Raw genomic sequence first — 17,624 nt, 5'->3', positions numbered from 1 at the left:
ATATGACTTCCACCCCCTTCCAGGCCTCGCGCCGCCAGATCCTTTCCGCCGCCTGCGCCACCGCCATCGCCACGCTGGCCCCCGCCGCACGGGCCCAGAGCCAGTGGCCCGACAAGCTGATCAAGCTGACCGTGGCCTTCCCGCCCGGCGGCCCCACCGACACGGCCGCGCGCATCGTCGCCCAGCGCCTGACCGAGCGCCTGGGCCAGACCATCGTCATCGACAACCGCCCCGGCGCCTCGGGCTCGGTGGGCACGGCGGCCTTCATCAAGTCGCAGCCCGACGGCTATTCGCTGTCCATGTTCGGCATGCCCGCGCTGCTGGCGCCCATGCTGTTCAACAACAACCTGTACGACGTGCGCAAGGACTTCCTGCCCGTGGCCACGGTCTATGACCTGCCCATGGCCATCGTCATCAACCCGCGCGAGCTGCCGGACGTGACCAACCTGCAGCAGCTGATCGAGCACGCCAAGAAGGCCAAGCCGGCGCTGAACTACACCAGCTCGGGCACGGGCAGCTTCGGCCACCTGTCCATGGAGCAGCTCAAGGACCTGGGCGGCTTCGACATGCAGCACGTGCCGTATCGCGGCAGCGCGCCGGCCGTGACCGACCTGATCGGCGGCCAGATCGCCGTGATGTTCGCCGACGTGGTCGCAGCCCTGCCCCACATCCAGGCCGGCAAGCTGCGCGCCATTGCCGTCAGCTCGCAAAAGGCCAAGCAGCTGCTGCCGAACGTGAAGTCGGTGGCCGAGCAGGGCTTCCCCGGCTTCGACGCCGACACCTGGGGCGGCCTGATCGCCCCGCTGAACACGCCGCCCGCCGTGGTCCAGCGCCTGAACCAGGAACTCAAGCTCATCCTGGCCGAGCCCGAGCTGCAAAAGAAGATGCTGGCCGCAGGCGCCATCGCCACCTACCAGGACGGCGCGGCCATGAAGGCACGCCTGAATGCCGACTTCACGCGCTGGAGCAAGATCGCCAAGGACAAGAACATCTCTTCGCAGTAAAGAACACAGAGCGCCCCACGATGCGCCTTCAGGGCATGCCGCAAGGCATGCCCTTTTTTGCGTCCGCAAATGCTGGGCGCCCGCTGTTCACTCCCGTATGACCGCGCCTGCGTCGTGGCGGTTGCGGGGTTGCAGTCCTGCCGAAGGACAGGACTGCTTCGTCATCTGACTCGCTGCGGTTGTCTGAGCGGAGTTCACGCAGTGAACGCAGCGAGTTCCGCAGCGAACCCCGCAACCGCCACGACGCAGGTTGCCCCGTAGCGAAGCGCAGGGGTCGCGGATATCCGGGTTGTACGTGTCAAGGACATGGGTAACAACTCAGCTCACAGACATGGGTAACACTTCAAGCTCACATAGTCGTTCTGGGGTCCTCGCACATCCTCTTCGTTGAAGCAGCCCAGTCGCACCGGCCCCAGATACACATCCCACTGCCCAGCGGCCACCTCCTGCATCCCGATCCACTGCCCCGCCAGCAGGTAGCCTATGTAGATCCGCAGCGCTCGCCAGTAAATCAAGCCGTTGTGGCTGACCCGAACCCTTTCCCAATGCTTCGGATACTCCAGCTCCGGTAGCTTTGAGGGGTATGGCCTGGTCGAGTCGCTGTAATGCTGGGCCGGCATGCTTTGCTGCAAGGCCTCATGCGGGCGCTGCTGGTTGTAGTGCTCCACAAAGGCATCGAGCTGCATCTGCAATGCCGCTTTGTCCGCCGCAGGCTCTTTGCCCAGGGCATGCTTGAGCGTGCGGTGCATCCGCTCGTGGCGACCGTTTTGCTGTGGCTTGCCCCTCTCGATGCGCTCCGGGCTGATGCCCAGCCTTATCCACCATATCGCCAGGCGTGACAGGCCCGCCACGCCAGTAGTCGCGAACGGCGGACCGTTGTCACTGCGTATGCGCTCGGGCAGTCCGTATTGCCGAAACACCTGTTCAAAGCTGCGTTTGGCATCCTCGTAGTTGGGGCTGTCGTAGACATGCACGGCCAGCAAATAACGGCTGGCGTGGTCCATGATGGTCAATGGATAGCACCAGTGACCATCGGCTGTCTTGAACTGGCCTTTGTAGTCTGCACTCCACACCCCATTGGGCTGCTTGCTCGTTCGCAAGGGCTGGGCCGTAGGCACCGAGCGTCTGCGTACACGCCTGCTGCAAACAAGCCCCTCAGCCTTCAGCACGTTGTAGATGGTGGTTTTGCTGGGTGTCTCCTGTGGGCCCCAGCGCTGCAGGAGCAAAGCGTGCAGCTTCTTGGGCCCCATCTGTGACCTTTGCTGCGTGCGCAGCTCAATGATGGCCCGGCGCTGTGCATAGCTGATCGCCTGATTGTTCCCGTGGGGCCTGCGACTGCGCTCTTGCAATCCATCCATGCCCAGTTGGCGGTATCGCTCAACCCACTTGTAGGCCGTCTTGCGGCTGATGCCGTAGCGCCTGCACAGCTCGCTCAGCGGCACGCCACTGCGCAGATGGTCGGCTATGAAGAGCAGTTTCTCGTCCATGGGTGCGCACTCCTTCCAGGGCATGGTGATCGCTCCTTGGCTGCTGTTGGCTCCAGCTGCCAAGCTTGGATCTGTTACCCATGTCCTTGTACTGATGTGTCACCTATGAGTGTGAGTCGTACCGGTCGCCTTCTTTGACCTGACCTTTCTTGGCGAATCAAGAAAGGGCAGTCGGCTGCCGGGCCGAAACCCGGCCTCGAAAAACAACCACCCGGCAGGGTCAGAAAAAGCGACTCAAGCCACCGTCTGGCTTTGGCTTAACGCAGGAGTGCAGCCTGATAGCCGACCCTTACTTGGAGAGATCCATGATCATGCGCGTGGCCAGGTACAGGCGCGGCACGATGGTGTTCAGCTGCACATACTCCGCATCATTGGAGTGCGCGCCGTAGCCGCTCAGGCCAAAGCCCTCGATGACCGCACCCTTGGCCTTGAGCGCCGCAAACGCCGCGTCGGTGCCGCCGCCCGTGGCCTTTTCCATCACGCTCATCTTCAGGCCCAGCTCATCGCTGTAGATGGTCTGCGCCTGTTTGGCCAGGCTGCGCGAGGCCTCGTTGGCCTCCAGCGGCGGGCGGCGCACTTCGAACTTGAACTGCACCTTGCTGGCGTCCAGCAGCTTGTGGCCCACCTTGGCCTGCATGGCCTGCTCCAGCGCCGTGAAGTCGGCCACGCGCAGCGCGCGGGCGTCGGCCTGGGCCGTGGCCTCGGCGGGAATGACGTTGCGGTTGGTGCCGGCCTTGGCCACGGTCCAGTTGAGCTTGAGGCCGGTCTCGGGCTTGGACAGGTCCTTCATCTGCAGCAGCTGGTGCGACAGCTCGTACAGCGCATTCACGCCGTCCTCGGGCTTGGCGCCCGCGTGCGAGGCCTTGCCCTCGACCTTGAGGTAGGCCGCGCCGATGCCGCTGGTGGCCAGGCGCACGCCGCCGTCGGTGCCGCCGCCTTCGAACGAGAAGACCGCATCCTGCTCGGCGCCCAGGCGCGTGATGGTGCTGCGCGCGCCGGGCGAGCTGATTTCCTCGTCGCTGTTCATCAGCACGGTCAGCGTGCCGTAGTTGTCGAAGCCCAGCTGGCGCAGCATGGCCACGGTGTGCAGGATCAGGGCCACGCCCTGCTTGTCGTCGGCAATGCCCAGGCCGTAGGCGCGCTCGCCGTCGATGCGAAACGGCTGGTCCTTGAGCATGCCGCGCAGGTAGACCGTGTCCATGTGGGCGATCAGCATGATGCGGCTGGTGCCCTTGCCCTTGAACTCGGCATGCACCATGGGGCCGATCTTCTCGGGCGTGTCACCCAGCCGGTAGACGTCGGTGGGCTGCAGGATCTCGACCTTGCCGCCCTGCTCGCGCAGCTTGCCGGCCACGTAGTTGGCGATCTGCTCCACGCCCTCCATGTCCTTGCTGCCCGACTCGATGTGCACCAGCTCGCGCAGCGTGTCCAGCAGGGGCTGCTGGTGCTTTTGCGCCAGCGCCTGGATATCGGCCTTGGGCGCAGCCAGGACACTGCCGGACAGGCCGGCCATGGCGAGGGCCAGCGCCAGCGGGGCGCTGCGGAACATGAGGGAAAGCGGTGCGAAGGCGGAACGCATGGACAGGTCTCCTGTGTTGAAAAGTTGTGCCTGCACAATAGCAGGCGCCGCGCAGGGCGCACGCAATTGGCGTGCCTGTTTTGTCCATCTCTGCGCCCAAAGCAAAGGCCCCCGCAAGCTTGGGCCTGCGGGGCCTTGTGGGGAGTGCGACCCGGTATCAGCCCGCGCTCAGCGCCATGCCGCTTTTCCGGCTCACGCCATCGCCCACGACCACGGCCGACACCACGCTCAGCACCAGGGCAATGGCCGATCCGTAGAACACGCCGTGGCTCATGCCGTGGTCCAGCATGTAGCCGAACACCGGCGCGGCCAGGCAAAAGCCCAGGTCCAGGCCCGAATACACCGTGCCGTAGACGCGGCCCGTGGCGCCGGGCGGGGCGGCGCGCTTGATCAGCATGTCGCGCGAGGGGCCGGCCAGACCCGTGCCCAGGCCCGCGATGGAGGCCACGGCCACGGCCGCCATGGCCGGCAGCCAGCCCGTGCCGACCAGGAACAGCGCAACGCCCGAGCCCAGCATGCAGATGGAGATCACCTTCTCCAGCCGCTGCACGCGGCCCACGAGGAAGCCACCGGCCAGCATGCCTGCCGCGCCGCACAGCATGTAGCCCGTGACGATCAGCGCCGTCACGCTCAGCGGCAGTCCGTACATGGACTGCATGGCGGGGCTGGCAAAGCTCTGGATGGCGCTGAGCGCGCAGGTGCTCCAGAAGAAGAACGAGAAGCACAGCCAGACCGAGGGCAGCTTCAGGAAGGCCATGGGATGCTCCTGCGGCACGGCGGCCGCAGCGGCGCGCGCCGCGGGGGCCTGGGCATCGGCCGCACGGTCGTCCAGCGCCTCGCGGTTGAGCACCATGATGGTGAGGATGACGGCGGCCAGGGCCGCGCCGCACAGGCAGGCCAGGCGCCACGAGCCCGTGGCCGTGGTGATGCCCGCCATGAACAGCGGCGCCAGCGCCCAGCCGATATTGCCCGACAGGCCGTGCACCGAGAACGCATGGCCGATGCGCTTGGCCGACACGCGCTTGTTGAGGATGGTGAAGTCCACCGGGTGGAAGGGCGCATTGCCCAGGCCCGCGAAGAAGGCCGCCAGCAGCAGCATTCCATAGCCCTGCGCCAGGCTGGCGACCACGCCCGCCACGGTGAAGCTGCCCAGCGCCGCAAACAGAATGGGGCGCGCGCCGAAGCGGTCCACGGCAAAGCCGGCCATGGCCTGTCCCACGCCGGAGACCACGAAGAACAGCGACACCATCACGCTGAGCTCGGCATAGCTGTAGCCGAACTCGGCGATCAGCCACGGAAACAGCGGCGGCAGCAGCAGGTGGAAGAAATGCGAGGAACCATGCGCCAGGCCGATCAGGCCGATGGTGCGCACATCGCTGCGCAGCGGGTCCGGAGCCACGGCGTCCGGCATGGAAGAGGAAGAGGCGGTCATGGGCCGCATCTTAGGCAGCAGCGTTTCGTCTTGTATGCGATAGTCTGCCAACTTCTATCGCAAACATGCCAAAGCCTGTCTCCACGCCCGGCACCCCTGACCACACCCTTGCCGACACTTGTGCCGACACCCTGCCCAGCGCCTGCCCCGCAGCCGCACTGCGGTCGGTGCGCAGGGCCCGGCCGATGGAGCCGGTGGAGGCCCTGCATCCGCACCTGTTCGTGCCCACGCCCCAGCGCCCCGTGCGCGCCAAGCAGCATCGCCTGTCGGCACGCACGCGCGTCATACCGCACAGCCACAGCTGGGCACAGATCGCCATCTCGCTGGACGGCGTGCTGCACCTGTCGGCCCCCCAGGGCACGCTGATCGCCCCACCCTCCAAGGCCGTGTGGATTCCGCCCGGCCTGGTCCACGCCGTGGCCATGGTCGAGGAAGCCGATCTCGTCTCCATCTACGTGCTGCAGGACGATCCGGCCCAGGGCCCCGTACTGCCGGACCTCCCGCCCTGCGGCGTGGCCTGCAACCCGCAGGACTGGGCACGCTGCCGCGTGCTGGAGGTTTCGCCGCTGATGCGCGAGCTGATCACGGCCCTGCCCAAGCAAAGCGATGACCAGCCCGCCCCGGACGCCGCCACCCTGCAGCGCGAGCACCATCTGAGCGCCCTGCTGCTGGAAGAACTGCGCCGGGCCAGCGAAGTCCACCTTGGCGTGAACATGCCCCAGGACAAGCGGCTGCGCATGCTCTGCGAGGCCGTCGTGGCCGACCCCACCCAGCACGAGAGCCTGGCCGACTGGGCGGCCGACACCGGCGCCAGCCCGCGCACCGTGGCCCGGCTGTTCCAGCAGCAGCTGGGCTGCAGCTTCACCACCTGGCGCCAGCAAGTCGTGCTGGCCCACGGCCTGAGCCTGGCCGCGCGCGGCCTTCCCATACAGCAGATCGCGGCCGAGCTGGGATACAGCCCCAGCGCCTTCAGCGCCATGGTGCACCGCACGGTGGGCATGCCTCCGGCACGGTTCTTCGGGCAGCAGGCCGGCTCCGCTGCCCACAGGGTCGGAACAGGCGCTGTATCGCGGCCGATCAGGGAATGACAGGGAGCCATCGCCTCTTCGCGATAGCTGATCCGATATAGGGTTTGCCTAAGGCCAGCCCATGGAATAGGGCGGCGCCCTGCGTGCTCTTATGCCGCATGATCTCCACCGCCGAGTCGCGCTACAACCAGTGGGTGCGCGAGCACTACCGATTCCTGCTGCGCAGCGCCTGGGCGCTGACCGGCTCGCGCGCGCTGGCCGAGGACGTGGTGCAGGACTGCTTCACCAGCGCCTGGCGCTTTCGCCACCAGCTGCGCGAGGCCGCAATGGCGCGGGCCTGGCTGTTCCAGATCATGCGCCGCCATGCCTTCCGGCACCTTGCGCCATCGGCCCATCTGGTCAGCGATGACGAGGCGCTGGACCAGCATCCCGCCCCCTCCCCCTCGCCTTCGGCGCTGGATGACCGGCTCGACGTGGTCAAGGCGCTGTCGCGCATCGCTCCCATCCACCGCGAGGTGCTGGTGCTCTACTACTTCGACGACATGCCCACGGCCCAGATGGCCGAGGCCCTGGACATTGCGCCGGGCACGGTGCTGTCGCGCCTGTCACGCGCCCGCGATGCGCTGAAGGCGGCCCTGGAGCAGGCCGCCCCGGCGCCTGCCCCAGAGACTGCCAGCGTGATCCCGCTGCGCCCCACCCCGCTGCGCGCCACCCGATACCAAGGCTTGAAATGACTGCCCCGGACACGACCGACGAATCGGCCTTCGACCTGCGCGCACGCGCCGAACTGGCCCTGGCCTTCGACCCCGGGCCGCACGGCGAGCCGCCCGCCCATCTGCTGCGCCACACGCCCTGGCATGCGCGCAGCGGCGTGCGCCGGCTGATCGCCGCGCTGCTGGTGGGCAGCTCGGCCGCCACCGCCGTGTTCGCCATGCGCCCGCCCGAGCTGGTGCGCGCCGCCATCGAGCACGAGTACTACGAGCGCACGCTGCGCGGCAGCTTCATGCCCGAGGCCGAGGTCGCGCGCCGCCTGGACCTGCCGGCCGGCGAGAAGCTGCCCGGCTACACCCAGCTGATGCGGCCCTGCGACATCGACGGCACGCGCGCCTACCACCTGACCACCTTCTTCGAGAAGGGCGGCATCGTCACCGTGCTGGCCTTCGACCAGCCCCAGCGCCTGGCCGATGGCCAGGGCTGGTGGGCCAACATGCACTGGCAGGTCGTTCGCTCGCGCGAAGGCCGGCCGCTGGTGCTGGTGGCCCAGAAGAAACAGGCCCTGGCCGTGGCCAGCAAGGCCCTGGGCACCCCTGCCCCATGAGATGCCGCATGAGACGCCACGACACGCCCCCTGACAACCACCACGAGGAGACACCCATGAACCACTTGCCGACATCGCCCACCTCCCCCGCGCGCCGCAGCCTGCTGGCCGGCAGCGCCAGCGCACTGGCCGCCGCAGGCCTGGCCGGCCTGCACCAGGGCGCACTGGCCCAAGCCCAGGCCCAGGCACCCGCAGCTGCGGCAGCACCGGCGGCCAAGCCCCTGCCCGGCTACGCGGGCTGGAAAAAGGCCGATGCCCTCATCGTCCACAGCTCCACCACCATAGAGACGCGGCGCGGCGCCTTCGGCACCAGCGTGATCACGCCCAGCGACCAGCTCTATGTGCGCAACAACCTGCCCACGCCGCCCGAATCCATCGTGGCCGACCGCGATGCCTGGCAGCTGCAGGTGGAGGGCGTGCGCCAGCCCCGCAGCCTCAGCGTGCGCGAGCTCAAGTCCCTGGGACTGGAGACCGTGGCCATGGTGCTGCAGTGCTCGGGCAATGGCCGGGCCTTCTTTCCCAGCAAGCCCAGCGGCACGGCCTGGACCGTGGGTGCGGCCGGCTGCGTGGTCTGGAGCGGCGTGCCCGTGCGCGAGGTGGTCAAGGCCCTGGGCGGTTTGTCAGACGGCGGTCTCTACATGACCGGCACGGGCGGCGAGGTGCTGCCCGCAGGGCTGGACCCCAAGAGCGTCATCGTCGAACGCTCGGTGCCGCTGTCGGCCATGGAAGACGCCCTGCTGGCCTGGGAGATGAACGGCGAGCCCATCCCGCTGGCCCACGGCGGGCCGCTGCGCCTGATCGTGCCCGGCTACACGGGCGTGAACAACATCAAGTACATCAAGCAGCTGGCCTTCACGCCGCGCGAGAGCGAGGCCCACATCATGTCCCACGGCTACCGCATCTCGCCGCCCGGCAGCAAGGGCGACCCGAGCCAACCCTCGGTGCAGGAGATGAGCGTCAAGTCCTGGATCAACTCGCCCCTGCCCGAGGACGGCGGGCAGGCCGCCGGCCTGGTGCAGATCCACGGTGTGGCCTTTGGCGGCATGGACGCCGTCAAGGGCGTGGAGGTGTCCACGGACGGCGGCAAGAGCTGGCAGGCCGCGCGCCTGGTCGGCCCCGACCTGGGCAAGTACGCCTGGCGCCAGTTCGTGCTGCAGGCGCGCCTGCCCAAGGGCACGCATGTGCTGGCCAGCCGCGCCACCGACGCGCGCGGCCGGGTCCAGCCCGAGACGCGCGGGGAAAACCAGAGTGGCTACAACAACACCAGCTGGGCTGACCACGCCGTGACCGTCACCGTGGCCTGAGCACGGCCCGCGCGCTCATCACGCCCCCTTCCCGTCACCTCCCGCACACGGCGCCAGACCGTGGCGGGCCCGTACCCCATTGCCATGTTCACGATGAAACACCTGATCCACACCGCCCTACTGGGCAGCACTTTGCTCGGCAGCGCCCTGCTGTCCGCCCCCGCCTTTGCCGATGAAGCGGCCCAGATGGCCCTGGGCAAGAAGCTGTTCGCCACGGCCACGCCCGCCTGCGCGCTGTGCCACACGCTCAAGGACGCGGGTGCCGAGGGCGCCATCGGCCCCGTGCTCGACGAGCTCAAGCCCGACGCCGCGCGCGTGGCGCGCGCACTGCGCGACGGCATAGGCGCCATGCCCTCGTTCAAGGCCACGCTCAGCGAGGCCGATATCGCCGCGCTGTCGCTCTATGTGAGCAAGGCCAGCGCGAAGAAGTAGGCGGCACGGCCCCTCACCGGCGTTCCTGCAGTTCCCGCAGGGCCTTTTCGTAGGGCGTCTCCTCGGGCTCGGGCACATGCACCACGGCCTCGCCGGCACCGCCCAGCGGCATGCGGTAGACCCACAGGCTGTGCCGGCCCGGTCCCTGGCGCTGCCAGGAGGGCTCCACGCCGGGCAGCGCAAAGTCCAGGCTGACCAGCCAGGCGCCCTCGGGCAGCTCCGTGGCGGCCTTGACGGCCGCACGGCCCATGCTTTCGGGGCGCTGGAACAGGTAGACCATCTGGTAGCCGCTCCAGTCGGCCAGCCAGATATCGGCACGGCGCACGCGGGCCCAGGGGCAGCGCAGCGCGCACAGCCAGCGCAGGGGCCAGCTCCACTCCATGCCGTTGAGCCGCGCCTGCGGGTACTGCCCGCGCAGCGCGCGCAGGCCGTCACCCAGGCCGCAACCGGCATCGAGCACGGCCGCGCCATCGGGCAGCGGCGCAGCATCGGCCAGGCCTTGCAGCGCATCGGTCGGCGTGGGAAACAGCGGCGCATCGCGCCAGGCGTTGAGCGGATAGACCAGGGTCAGCAGGCCCAGCGCCGCCAGCCACAGCCAGGGGCTGATGGCGGCCAGGCCGCCCGGCCCCCACAGCATCAGGCAGGACAGCGGAAAGCCGGCCGCCACGGCCAGGCGCCGCCACCAGGGCGTGGCCAGCAGACTGGCGAGCACGCCCAAAAAACAGGCCGCCAGCCAGGCGGCCAGCGGCCCTAGGGTCGATTGCAGCGCGGCGTAGACAAGCCAGGCGCCCGCCCAGGCAAGAAGGGCCGGGGCCGGCCAGGGAAGGCGCCGCATGTCAGAGCCTCATTGCGCGACGCGCCTCCCACAGCCCATGAAACGAGCGCGACCTATGCGCCCGAAACGCCCCAAACCAGGGACAGCGAGCAAGGGCCGCCCCGCAGCGAGGCTGTCGCCGGCCGCCCGTATGCCCCCCTCCCGCAGGAGAGGGGGAAGGCGCGAAGCGACTCAGGGGGTGCTGCATCTCATTGCTGTTGCAGTGCTTGCGAGGTGGCACGGTCGAGGCGGCCGGTCTGCGGCAGGCTCTGGTCGCGCTGGAACTCGCGCAGGGCGTTCTGGGTGTTCTTGCCCATGGAGCCGTCAGGCGTGCCTGCGGTGTAGCCCAGGGCATTGAGCTTTTGCTGTGCGGCGCGCAGCGACATGCCGGCGGCATTGGCGCCCGGAGCCGATGTCTGCGACGGTGCGGCACCGCCGTCCACGCCCAGGCGTCCACCGCCGCCCAGGCCCTGGCCCTTGACGGTCTGCGCCTTGTAGTTGCGCAGCGAGCGCACCATCTGGTTGTAGGCGTCCATGAAGGCGGCGGCGATCACCTTGCCTTCGGCCGTGCGCGTGTAGCCGCCCAGCGAGGCGCCGGCGGAGCCGCCGAACAGCGCGCCCATGCCGCCCCAGTCGGTCTTGGAGGACGAGCCTTCGGAAGCCGACACCTGCACGCCCGAACGGTTGTCCACCAGGGCCAGCATGACCGAGGCCTCGCGGGTCTTGGTGGCTGCAGCCAGCGCGCCGAAGATGCCGCCGGCGCGGCCGCCGATGGCGCCGCCCATGCCGCCGGCATCGCTCTGGTTGAAGATCACTTCGGGGGACAGGCCGTAGTCGGAGGCCACCATCTGGCCCTTGCCCAGGTTGCTGCCGCCGCGCATTTCGCCCGAGTCCATCAGCGCGCGTTCACGCGCCATGGCGCCCATGCCGGCCGCGCCGCGTTCCACGACGATGAAGCAGTTGGACTGCTGGATCATCAGGCGCAGCAGCTGCGATGTGGGCGGCAGGCGGTACTGCTGGGTGAGGATGGTGTACCAGCCGGCGGTCTGGTTCTCGACCAGGGAGATGGTGCCCAGCGAGGAATCGCAGCGCTCCAGCTCGGTGTTGGCGTTCTCGGCGCTGGCACCGCCCGCGGCGCCCGTGGCCACGGTCTTGGCTTCCGGCGAACCCATGCGCATGTCGGTGGTCACGCAGCCGGTCAGCGCCACGGCGGCGATGGCAGTCAGGGCAAGATACTTCTTCACGTTGTAATCCTCTTGGTCTGGTCTAGGTGAATCAGCGCCAGGGCAATGGCGTCCACGCACTGGCAGCGTCGCCAGTCAGCGATTACACACAATTACCCCGCATAACAGCGCGCAAATATACCGGGATTCACCCTCGCGAAAAAGCGCTGCTTTGCTGGAGAACGACAGATCACAGACGGTTACAAGCTGTTGTCATCACTCGGGTGCATCGCCGCGCAAACGTTCGATCAGCCCGTTGAGCGCATCGAGCGAGCCGAACTGGATCGCCACTTCGCCCATTTCCTGCAGCTTGCCGCCACGGCGCACGGACTTCTTGATGCGCACCTCGACATCGGCCATGAGCAGGTCGGACAGCTCTTCCTCCACGCGCTTGATGTCGCGCGTCTTGCCTTCCTTCTTGGACTTCTGGCGCACCAGGCTGAAGTCGGCGCCGATCTTCTTGACCAGGGCCTCGGCCTCGCGCACCGACAGCTTCTTGGCCGCGATCTGGTTGCCGGCCGTGATCTGGGCCGCGCGGTCCAGCGACAGCAGGGCGCGCGCATGGCCCATGTCGATGTCGCCGGCCATGAGCATGGTCTGCACCGGGTCGGCCAGGTTCAGCAGGCGCAGGATGTTGGTGGCCGCGCTGCGCGAGCGTCCCACGGCCTGGGCCGCCTGCTCGTGCGTGAGGCCGAATTCCTTGACCAGGCGCGACAGGCCCTGGGCCTCTTCCAGCGGGTTCAGGTCCTCGCGCTGGATGTTCTCGATCAGCGCCATGGCGGCGGCGGCCTCGTCGGGCACCTCGCGCACCAGCACCGGCACCTCGGCCAGGCCGGCGATGCGGGCTGCGCGAAAGCGCCGCTCGCCCGCGATGATTTCGTATTTGCCGGCGTGCTCGCCCTTGGCCAGGCGGCGCACCAGGATGGGCTGCATGATGCCCTGGGCCTTGATGCTTTCGGCCAGCTCGTAGAGCGCGCCCTCGTCCATGTGGGTGCGCGGCTGGTACTGGCCGGGCACCATCACGTCCAGCTGCAGGATGCTGGGCAGCCCGGTCTCGGCCACGGGGCCGCCGGCCTCTTCCTTGTCGTGGACCTTGGGGCCGAGCAGGGCTTCGAGTCCGCGTCCCAGTCCCTTGGGTTTCTTGGTCACCATGGTGTTGTCCTTGTCAAAGCGATGCCAGCAGCGCGTGTCCGCTGTCCCAGTCGCCCAGCCCGCTGGCCGTGTTGAGATGGCCCGAAGGCCCTGCATCGACAAAGCGCGCGCCCCAGGCATCGGCCAGGGTCTGCACGCGCTGCGCGCTGCAATAGATATCGTTGTTGCTGCCGACCACGATGGAGGCAAACGGCAGGCGCTGCATCATCACGGGCGACCAGCCAGGCAATTGCTCGCGCAGCTGGGGCTGCTCGGTATCGCCGGGGGCGACCAGCAGCGCGCCACGCACCTTGCGGGCGGCCAGCGGCGAATGCGCAGCCCACCACGCCACAAGGATGCAGCCCAGACTGTGGGCCACCAGCACCACCGGGCGCGGCGCGTCGAGCACCGTCTCCTGCAGCCTGGCGCTCCAGTCGCCGCGCAGCGGACGGTCCCAGTCGTTTTGCTCCAGGCGGCGGTAGCCGTGGCGCTGCTCCCAGCGGCTTTGCCAGTGGCCGGCGTCCGAGTTCTGCCAGCCGGGCAGCAGCCAGACGTCCTCGGCAGCCCACCCGGTCGGCACGCCCTGCCCTGCCGTTTCATGTGAACCTTGCATGGCTACATCTTCTTGATGCGGCGCACCATCTCGTGCGCGAAATCGATGAAGGCCTTGCTGCCCTTGGCGCCCGGGTCGAAGACCACGCCGGGCACGCCATAGCTGGGCGCCTCGGCCAGGCGCACGTTGCGCGGGATCACGGTGTCGAACACCTTGTCGCCGAAGTGTTCCTTGAGCTGGTCGCTGACCTGCTGCTGCAGCGTGGTGCGCGGGTCGAACATCACGCGCAGCAGGCCGATGATCTGCAGGTCGGGGTTCATGTTGGCATGCACCTGCTTGATGGTGTTGACCAGGTCGGTCAGGCCTTCGAGCGCGAAGTACTCGCACTGCATGGGCACGACCACGCCATGGGCCGCGCACAGGCCGTTCAGGGTGAGCATGGACAGGCTGGGCGGGCAGTCCACGAGCACGAAGTCGTAGTCGGCATCGGCCGCCCTGAGGGCGCCCTTCAGACGCTCGTTGCGGCGCTCCAGCGTGACCAGCTCGATCTCGGCGCCGCTGAGTTCGCGGTTGGCGCCCAGCACGTCATAGCCCACGGCCTCGGAGCGCACGGCGGCTTCCTTGACGCTGGCGTTCTCCAGCAGCACGTCGTAGACCGACAGCTCCAGCGCGCGCTTGTCCACGCCCGAGCCCATGGTGGCATTGCCCTGGGGGTCCAGGTCGATCATCAGCACGCGCTGGCCGATCTTGGCCAGGCCCGCAGCAAGGTTGACGGCGGTGGTGGTCTTGCCGACCCCACCCTTTTGATTGGCGACACAGAAGATTTTGGCCATGGTATTTACACGCTTATTTGGCGATGGCCAGCTTGAGGCCAAAACCGATCAGAAACACGCCCGCAGTCTTTTCGAGAACCCGGGAAACCGCAGGATTGGCGCGCATGCGCTCGGCCAGATGCGCGGTCAGCAGCACCACGATCAGGCAATAGAGAAAGGTCAGAGCAGCCACCGTGGCCGCCATCACCGCGAACGTGAGCAGGCCCTGGTGGCTTGCGGGATCCACGAACAGCGGGAAGAAGGCCATGTAGAACACGATGGACTTGGGGTTCATCAGGGTGATCAGGCCGGCCTGGCGAAAGTAGTGGCGCGGCTCGATGTGCAGCACGGGCTTGTCGCCGGGCCTGGCCGTGAGCATCCTGAAACCCAGCCAGCCCAGGTAGGCGGCGCCCAGCCACTGCACGGCATGGAAGGCCGCGGGATAGGAGGCCAGCAGCGCGGCAACGCCCGCCACCGCCATCCAGATCAGTACCTGGTCGGCCGCCAGCACGCCGGCGCAGGCCGCCATTCCGGCACGTATGCCGCCCTTGCCGGTGGAGGTGATCAGCGCCAGATTGCCCGGCCCCGGAATCAGCAAAAACAGAAGAATGGCAACAACGAATGCGCTGAAATCGGAGATGCCGAACATGCTGACCCCTGAGCGATGAAAGCTGGGAGTTTATGCGAGGGCCATGGCCAGCGCATGGGGAACATGGCCCCGCCGCAACGCGGCAGTGTGCTATTCGGTAAAAAAATCAGGCTGCAGCAGTGCGCAGCCAGAGGATGCAGCGCTCGGCATCCAGGCCCGGCACCTTCAATGGTTCCACGTGAAACACCTGCACGTCGGCAGGCAGCGCGGCGATTTCCTCGTCGGGGTGCTTGCCCTTCATGGCCAGCCATGTGCCGCCCTCCTCCAGCGACTGGTGCGACCAGCTGGTGAAGTCCGCCAGCGAGGCAAAGGCACGGCAGCTGATCAGCGGATAGCGCGTGGTCAGCTGCTCCACGCGGCTGTGGATGCCGCGCAGGTTGGGCAGGCGCAGAGTGGCCGCCGCCTGCTGGATGAAGGCCGCCTTCTTGCCCACCGTGTCCACGCAGTGCACGTCGATCTGCGGGCAGCAGACGGCAAAGACCACGCCGGGCAGGCCGCCGCCCGACCCCACGTCCAGCATGGCGGTGCGCCTTGCGCGCGCAGGCATCTGGGCCAGGTGGCGCTGCAGGGGCGGCACGGCGGCCAGGCTGTCGAGCAGGTGATGGGTCAGCATTTCCTGCGGATCACGCACTGCCGTGAGGTTGTAGACCTTGTTCCACTTGCCCAGCAGGGCCTGGAATTCCATCAGCGTATCGACCTGGGCAGGGGAAAGCTCCAGGCCCAGCGCCCGCAGGCCGGCCTCGAGAGGAGCGCGCAGTTCCTGGCTCATGCGGATGCCTCCTCGCCCTTCGCGTCTGTCACATCAGGGGCAAAGCCGCGGAAGCCCCCCTTCTTCAGGTGCACCATGAGCAGGGAGATCGCCGCTGGCGTCACGCCCGACATGCGCGATGCCTGGCCCAGCGTCTCGGGCCTGTGCTTTTGCAGCGACTGGCGCACCTCGAAGGACAGGGCCGGCACCTGCATATAGTCCAGCTCGGCCGGCAGGCGCAGGTTCTCGAAGTGGGCGGCGCGCTGCACCTCGTCCTTCTGGCGGTCGATGTAGCCTGCGTACTTGGCCGCGATCTCCACCTGCTCGACGACGGAGGCGCTGAGATCGCCCAGCACCTCGGGCTGCACATCGGCCGAGGCATAGCGGCCTTCGTTCAGGCTCATCAGCTTGCCGTAGCCCACATCGGGGCGGCGCAGCAGGTCGAAGAGGTTGTATTCACGCTCGATGGACTTGCCCAGCACCCGCTCCGATTCCTCGGGCGCGACGATGCGCGGATTGACCCAGGTGGACTTCAGGCGCTCTGTTTCACGTGAAACAGCATCGCGCTTGCGGCTGAAGGCATCCCAGCGCGCATCGTCCACCAGGCCCATGGCGCGGCCGGCCTCGGTCAGGCGCATGTCGGCGTTGTCCTCGCGCAGCTGCAGACGGAACTCGGCGCGGCTGGTGAACATGCGGTAGGGCTCGGTCACGCCCTTGGTGATCAGGTCATCGACCAGCACGCCCAGGTAGGCCTCGTCGCGGCGCGGCAGCCAGGCTTCCTGGCCGCGGCACTGCAGCGCGGCGTTGAGGCCTGCGAACAGGCCCTGGGCCGCCGCTTCCTCGTAGCCGGTCGTGCCATTGATCTGGCCCGCGAAGAACAGGCCCTGGATCTGGCGCGTCTCGAAGCTGCTCTTGAGCGAGCGCGGATCGAAGTAGTCGTACTCGATGGCGTAGCCGGGACGCAGGATGTGCGCGTTCTCCAGCCCCTTCATGCTGCGCACCAGTTCGTACTGGATGTCGAAGGGCAGGCTGGTGGAGATGCCGTTGGGATAGAACTCGTTGGTGGTCAGGCCTTCGGGCTCCAGGAAGATCTGGTGGCTTTCCTTGTCGGCAAAGCGGTTGATCTTGTCCTCGACGCTGGGGCAGTAGCGCGGGCCCACGCCCTCGATCTTGCCCGTGAACATGGGGCTGCGGTCAAAGCCGCTGCGGATGATGTCGTGCGTGCGCTCGTTGGTGTGGGTGATCCAGCAGGGCATCTGGCGCGGGTGCATGGCCGCATTGCCGATGAAGCTGAACACGGGCAGCACGCCTTCGTTGACACCACCGGGCATGCCGTCGCCGGGCTGCTCCTCGCACTGCGAGAAATCGATGCTGCGGCCATCCAGGCGCGGCGGCGTGCCGGTCTTCAGGCGCCCCTGGGGCAGCTGCAGCTCCTTGAGCCGCGACGACAGGCTGACGGCCGGCGGGTCGCCCGCGCGGCCTGCCGCGTAGTTGTTCAGGCCCACGTGGATCTTGCCGTCCAGGAAGGTACCCGCCGTGAGCACCACGGTGCGGCTGCGAAAGCGCACGCCGACCTGCGTGACGGCGCCCACCACGCGGTCGCCTTCGACCATGAGGTCGTCCACCGCCTGCTGGAACAGCCACAGGTTGGGCTGGTTCTCCAGCATGTCGCGGATGGCGGCCTTGTAGAGAATGCGGTCGGCCTGGGCGCGCGTGGCACGCACGGCCGGGCCCTTGGAGCTGTTGAGGATGCGGAACTGTATGCCGCCGATATCGGTGGCCAGCGCCATGGCGCCGCCCAGCGCATCCACTTCCTTGACCAGATGGCCCTTGCCGATCCCGCCGATGCTGGGATTGCAGCTCATCTGGCCCAGGGTCTCGATGTTGTGGCTCAGCAGCAGCGTCCTGCAGCCCATGCGCGCAGCAGCCAGCGCGGCCTCGGTGCCGGCGTGGCCGCCACCGACCACGATCACATCAAATTCCTGTGGGTACAACATGCTTATCACTCCGGGGGCCTGCCCGGCCCAAGCCCCCGACACGGAGCACTCACGCTCCGGCGCTCATGGCAGGTGGCCCTCGTTCATGTAGCGAGGGGAACCCAGCGGGGAAC

17 protein-coding genes are annotated in these 17,624 nt (G+C 67.8%); 6 read left to right on the top strand and 11 right to left on the bottom strand.

Going from position 1 to position 17,624, the window contains the following annotated elements:
- Nucleotides 1-2: 2 nt before the first annotated feature.
- Entirely contained in the window at nucleotides 3-1,004 is a 1,002-nt protein-coding gene (locus tag ACRSCF_RS00255) for a Bug family tripartite tricarboxylate transporter substrate binding protein (RefSeq protein WP_013799975.1), read from the top strand.
- Nucleotides 1,005-1,327: 323 nt separating this feature from the next.
- On the opposite strand, the gene ACRSCF_RS00250 is transcribed toward ACRSCF_RS00255, so the two are convergent.
- The 3 genes from ACRSCF_RS00250 to ACRSCF_RS00240 all read right to left on the bottom strand — a co-directional run bounded on the left by ACRSCF_RS00250 (nucleotide 1,328) and on the right by ACRSCF_RS00240 (nucleotide 5,502).
- On the bottom strand, nucleotides 1,328-2,515 hold the full coding sequence (locus ACRSCF_RS00250) for an IS481 family transposase (RefSeq protein ID WP_411165070.1): 1,188 nt from the start codon (nucleotides 2,513-2,515) through the stop codon (nucleotides 1,328-1,330).
- Nucleotides 2,516-2,780: 265 nt separating this feature from the next.
- Nucleotides 2,781-4,070, bottom strand: coding sequence for a M20/M25/M40 family metallo-hydrolase (locus tag ACRSCF_RS00245; protein ID WP_034368563.1), 1,290 nt, complete (start codon nucleotides 4,068-4,070; stop codon nucleotides 2,781-2,783).
- A gap of 157 nt (nucleotides 4,071-4,227) precedes the next feature.
- A complete protein-coding gene (locus ACRSCF_RS00240; protein WP_016452281.1) occupies nucleotides 4,228-5,502 on the bottom strand; it encodes an MFS transporter in 1,275 nt (424 codons plus the stop codon).
- A gap of 65 nt (nucleotides 5,503-5,567) precedes the next feature.
- Between ACRSCF_RS00240 and ACRSCF_RS00235 the strand changes: the two genes are divergently transcribed.
- The 5 genes from ACRSCF_RS00235 (at nucleotide 5,568) to ACRSCF_RS00215 (ending at nucleotide 9,584) form a co-directional block, all read left to right on the top strand.
- Nucleotides 5,568-6,590, top strand: a complete 1,023-nt coding sequence (locus tag ACRSCF_RS00235; RefSeq protein ID WP_034368561.1) for an AraC family transcriptional regulator — start codon at nucleotides 5,568-5,570, stop codon at nucleotides 6,588-6,590.
- Nucleotides 6,591-6,688: 98 nt separating this feature from the next.
- On the top strand, nucleotides 6,689-7,264 hold the full coding sequence (locus tag ACRSCF_RS00230; RefSeq protein ID WP_016452283.1) for an RNA polymerase sigma factor: 576 nt from the start codon (nucleotides 6,689-6,691) through the stop codon (nucleotides 7,262-7,264).
- Nucleotides 7,261-7,848, top strand: a complete 588-nt coding sequence (locus ACRSCF_RS00225; protein WP_016447298.1) for a hypothetical protein — start codon at nucleotides 7,261-7,263, stop codon at nucleotides 7,846-7,848. The genes ACRSCF_RS00230 and ACRSCF_RS00225 overlap by 4 nt, the downstream gene beginning before the upstream one ends.
- A gap of 56 nt (nucleotides 7,849-7,904) precedes the next feature.
- Nucleotides 7,905-9,152, top strand: a complete 1,248-nt coding sequence (locus tag ACRSCF_RS00220) for a sulfite oxidase (protein ID WP_034368569.1) — start codon at nucleotides 7,905-7,907, stop codon at nucleotides 9,150-9,152.
- An 84-nt stretch (nucleotides 9,153-9,236) separates the two neighbouring features.
- Nucleotides 9,237-9,584, top strand: a complete 348-nt coding sequence (locus tag ACRSCF_RS00215; RefSeq protein WP_034368558.1) for a c-type cytochrome — start codon at nucleotides 9,237-9,239, stop codon at nucleotides 9,582-9,584.
- Between the two features lie 13 nt (nucleotides 9,585-9,597).
- Here ACRSCF_RS00215 and ACRSCF_RS00210 read toward each other — a convergent pair whose 3' ends face one another.
- The 8 genes from ACRSCF_RS00210 to mnmG all read right to left on the bottom strand — a co-directional run bounded on the left by ACRSCF_RS00210 (nucleotide 9,598) and on the right by mnmG (nucleotide 17,511).
- Nucleotides 9,598-10,419, bottom strand: a complete 822-nt coding sequence (locus ACRSCF_RS00210) for a class I SAM-dependent methyltransferase (RefSeq protein ID WP_244387687.1) — start codon at nucleotides 10,417-10,419, stop codon at nucleotides 9,598-9,600.
- A gap of 188 nt (nucleotides 10,420-10,607) precedes the next feature.
- Nucleotides 10,608-11,642 (bottom strand): peptidoglycan-binding domain-containing protein, encoded by a 1,035-nt coding sequence (locus ACRSCF_RS00205; RefSeq protein WP_013799966.1) that lies wholly within the window; start codon nucleotides 11,640-11,642, stop codon nucleotides 10,608-10,610.
- A 195-nt stretch (nucleotides 11,643-11,837) separates the two neighbouring features.
- The gene (locus ACRSCF_RS00200; protein WP_016447293.1) at nucleotides 11,838-12,773 is read right to left on the bottom strand and encodes a ParB/RepB/Spo0J family partition protein; all 936 of its coding nucleotides are present in this window, start codon (nucleotides 12,771-12,773) and stop codon (nucleotides 11,838-11,840) included.
- A 13-nt stretch (nucleotides 12,774-12,786) separates the two neighbouring features.
- Complete coding sequence (locus ACRSCF_RS00195; RefSeq protein WP_017405073.1) at nucleotides 12,787-13,365, bottom strand: RBBP9/YdeN family alpha/beta hydrolase; 579 nt, start codon at nucleotides 13,363-13,365, stop codon at nucleotides 12,787-12,789.
- A 2-nt stretch (nucleotides 13,366-13,367) separates the two neighbouring features.
- Nucleotides 13,368-14,138 carry a ParA family protein gene (locus tag ACRSCF_RS00190; RefSeq protein WP_016447291.1) on the bottom strand — a complete coding sequence of 257 codons (771 nt, stop codon included), beginning with the start codon at nucleotides 14,136-14,138 and terminating at the stop codon, nucleotides 13,368-13,370.
- A gap of 13 nt (nucleotides 14,139-14,151) precedes the next feature.
- Entirely contained in the window at nucleotides 14,152-14,766 is a 615-nt protein-coding gene (locus ACRSCF_RS00185; protein WP_016447290.1) for a LysE family transporter, read from the bottom strand.
- 106 nt (nucleotides 14,767-14,872) lie between these two features.
- Nucleotides 14,873-15,535 (bottom strand): 16S rRNA (guanine(527)-N(7))-methyltransferase RsmG, encoded by a 663-nt coding sequence (gene rsmG / locus ACRSCF_RS00180; RefSeq protein WP_034368555.1) that lies wholly within the window; start codon nucleotides 15,533-15,535, stop codon nucleotides 14,873-14,875.
- Entirely contained in the window at nucleotides 15,532-17,511 is a 1,980-nt protein-coding gene (mnmG, locus tag ACRSCF_RS00175; protein WP_016447288.1) for a tRNA uridine-5-carboxymethylaminomethyl(34) synthesis enzyme MnmG, read from the bottom strand. The genes rsmG and mnmG overlap by 4 nt, the downstream gene beginning before the upstream one ends.
- Between the last annotated feature and the right edge of the window lie 113 nt (nucleotides 17,512-17,624).

Origin of the sequence: Delftia sp. 11MD, assembly GCF_050907895.1 — a bacterium.
Lineage (GTDB): Bacteria > Pseudomonadota > Gammaproteobacteria > Burkholderiales > Burkholderiaceae_C > Comamonas > Comamonas tsuruhatensis.
Note: the sequence above shows the minus strand (reverse complement) of the source record. Positions and strands in the feature narration are given on the sequence as shown.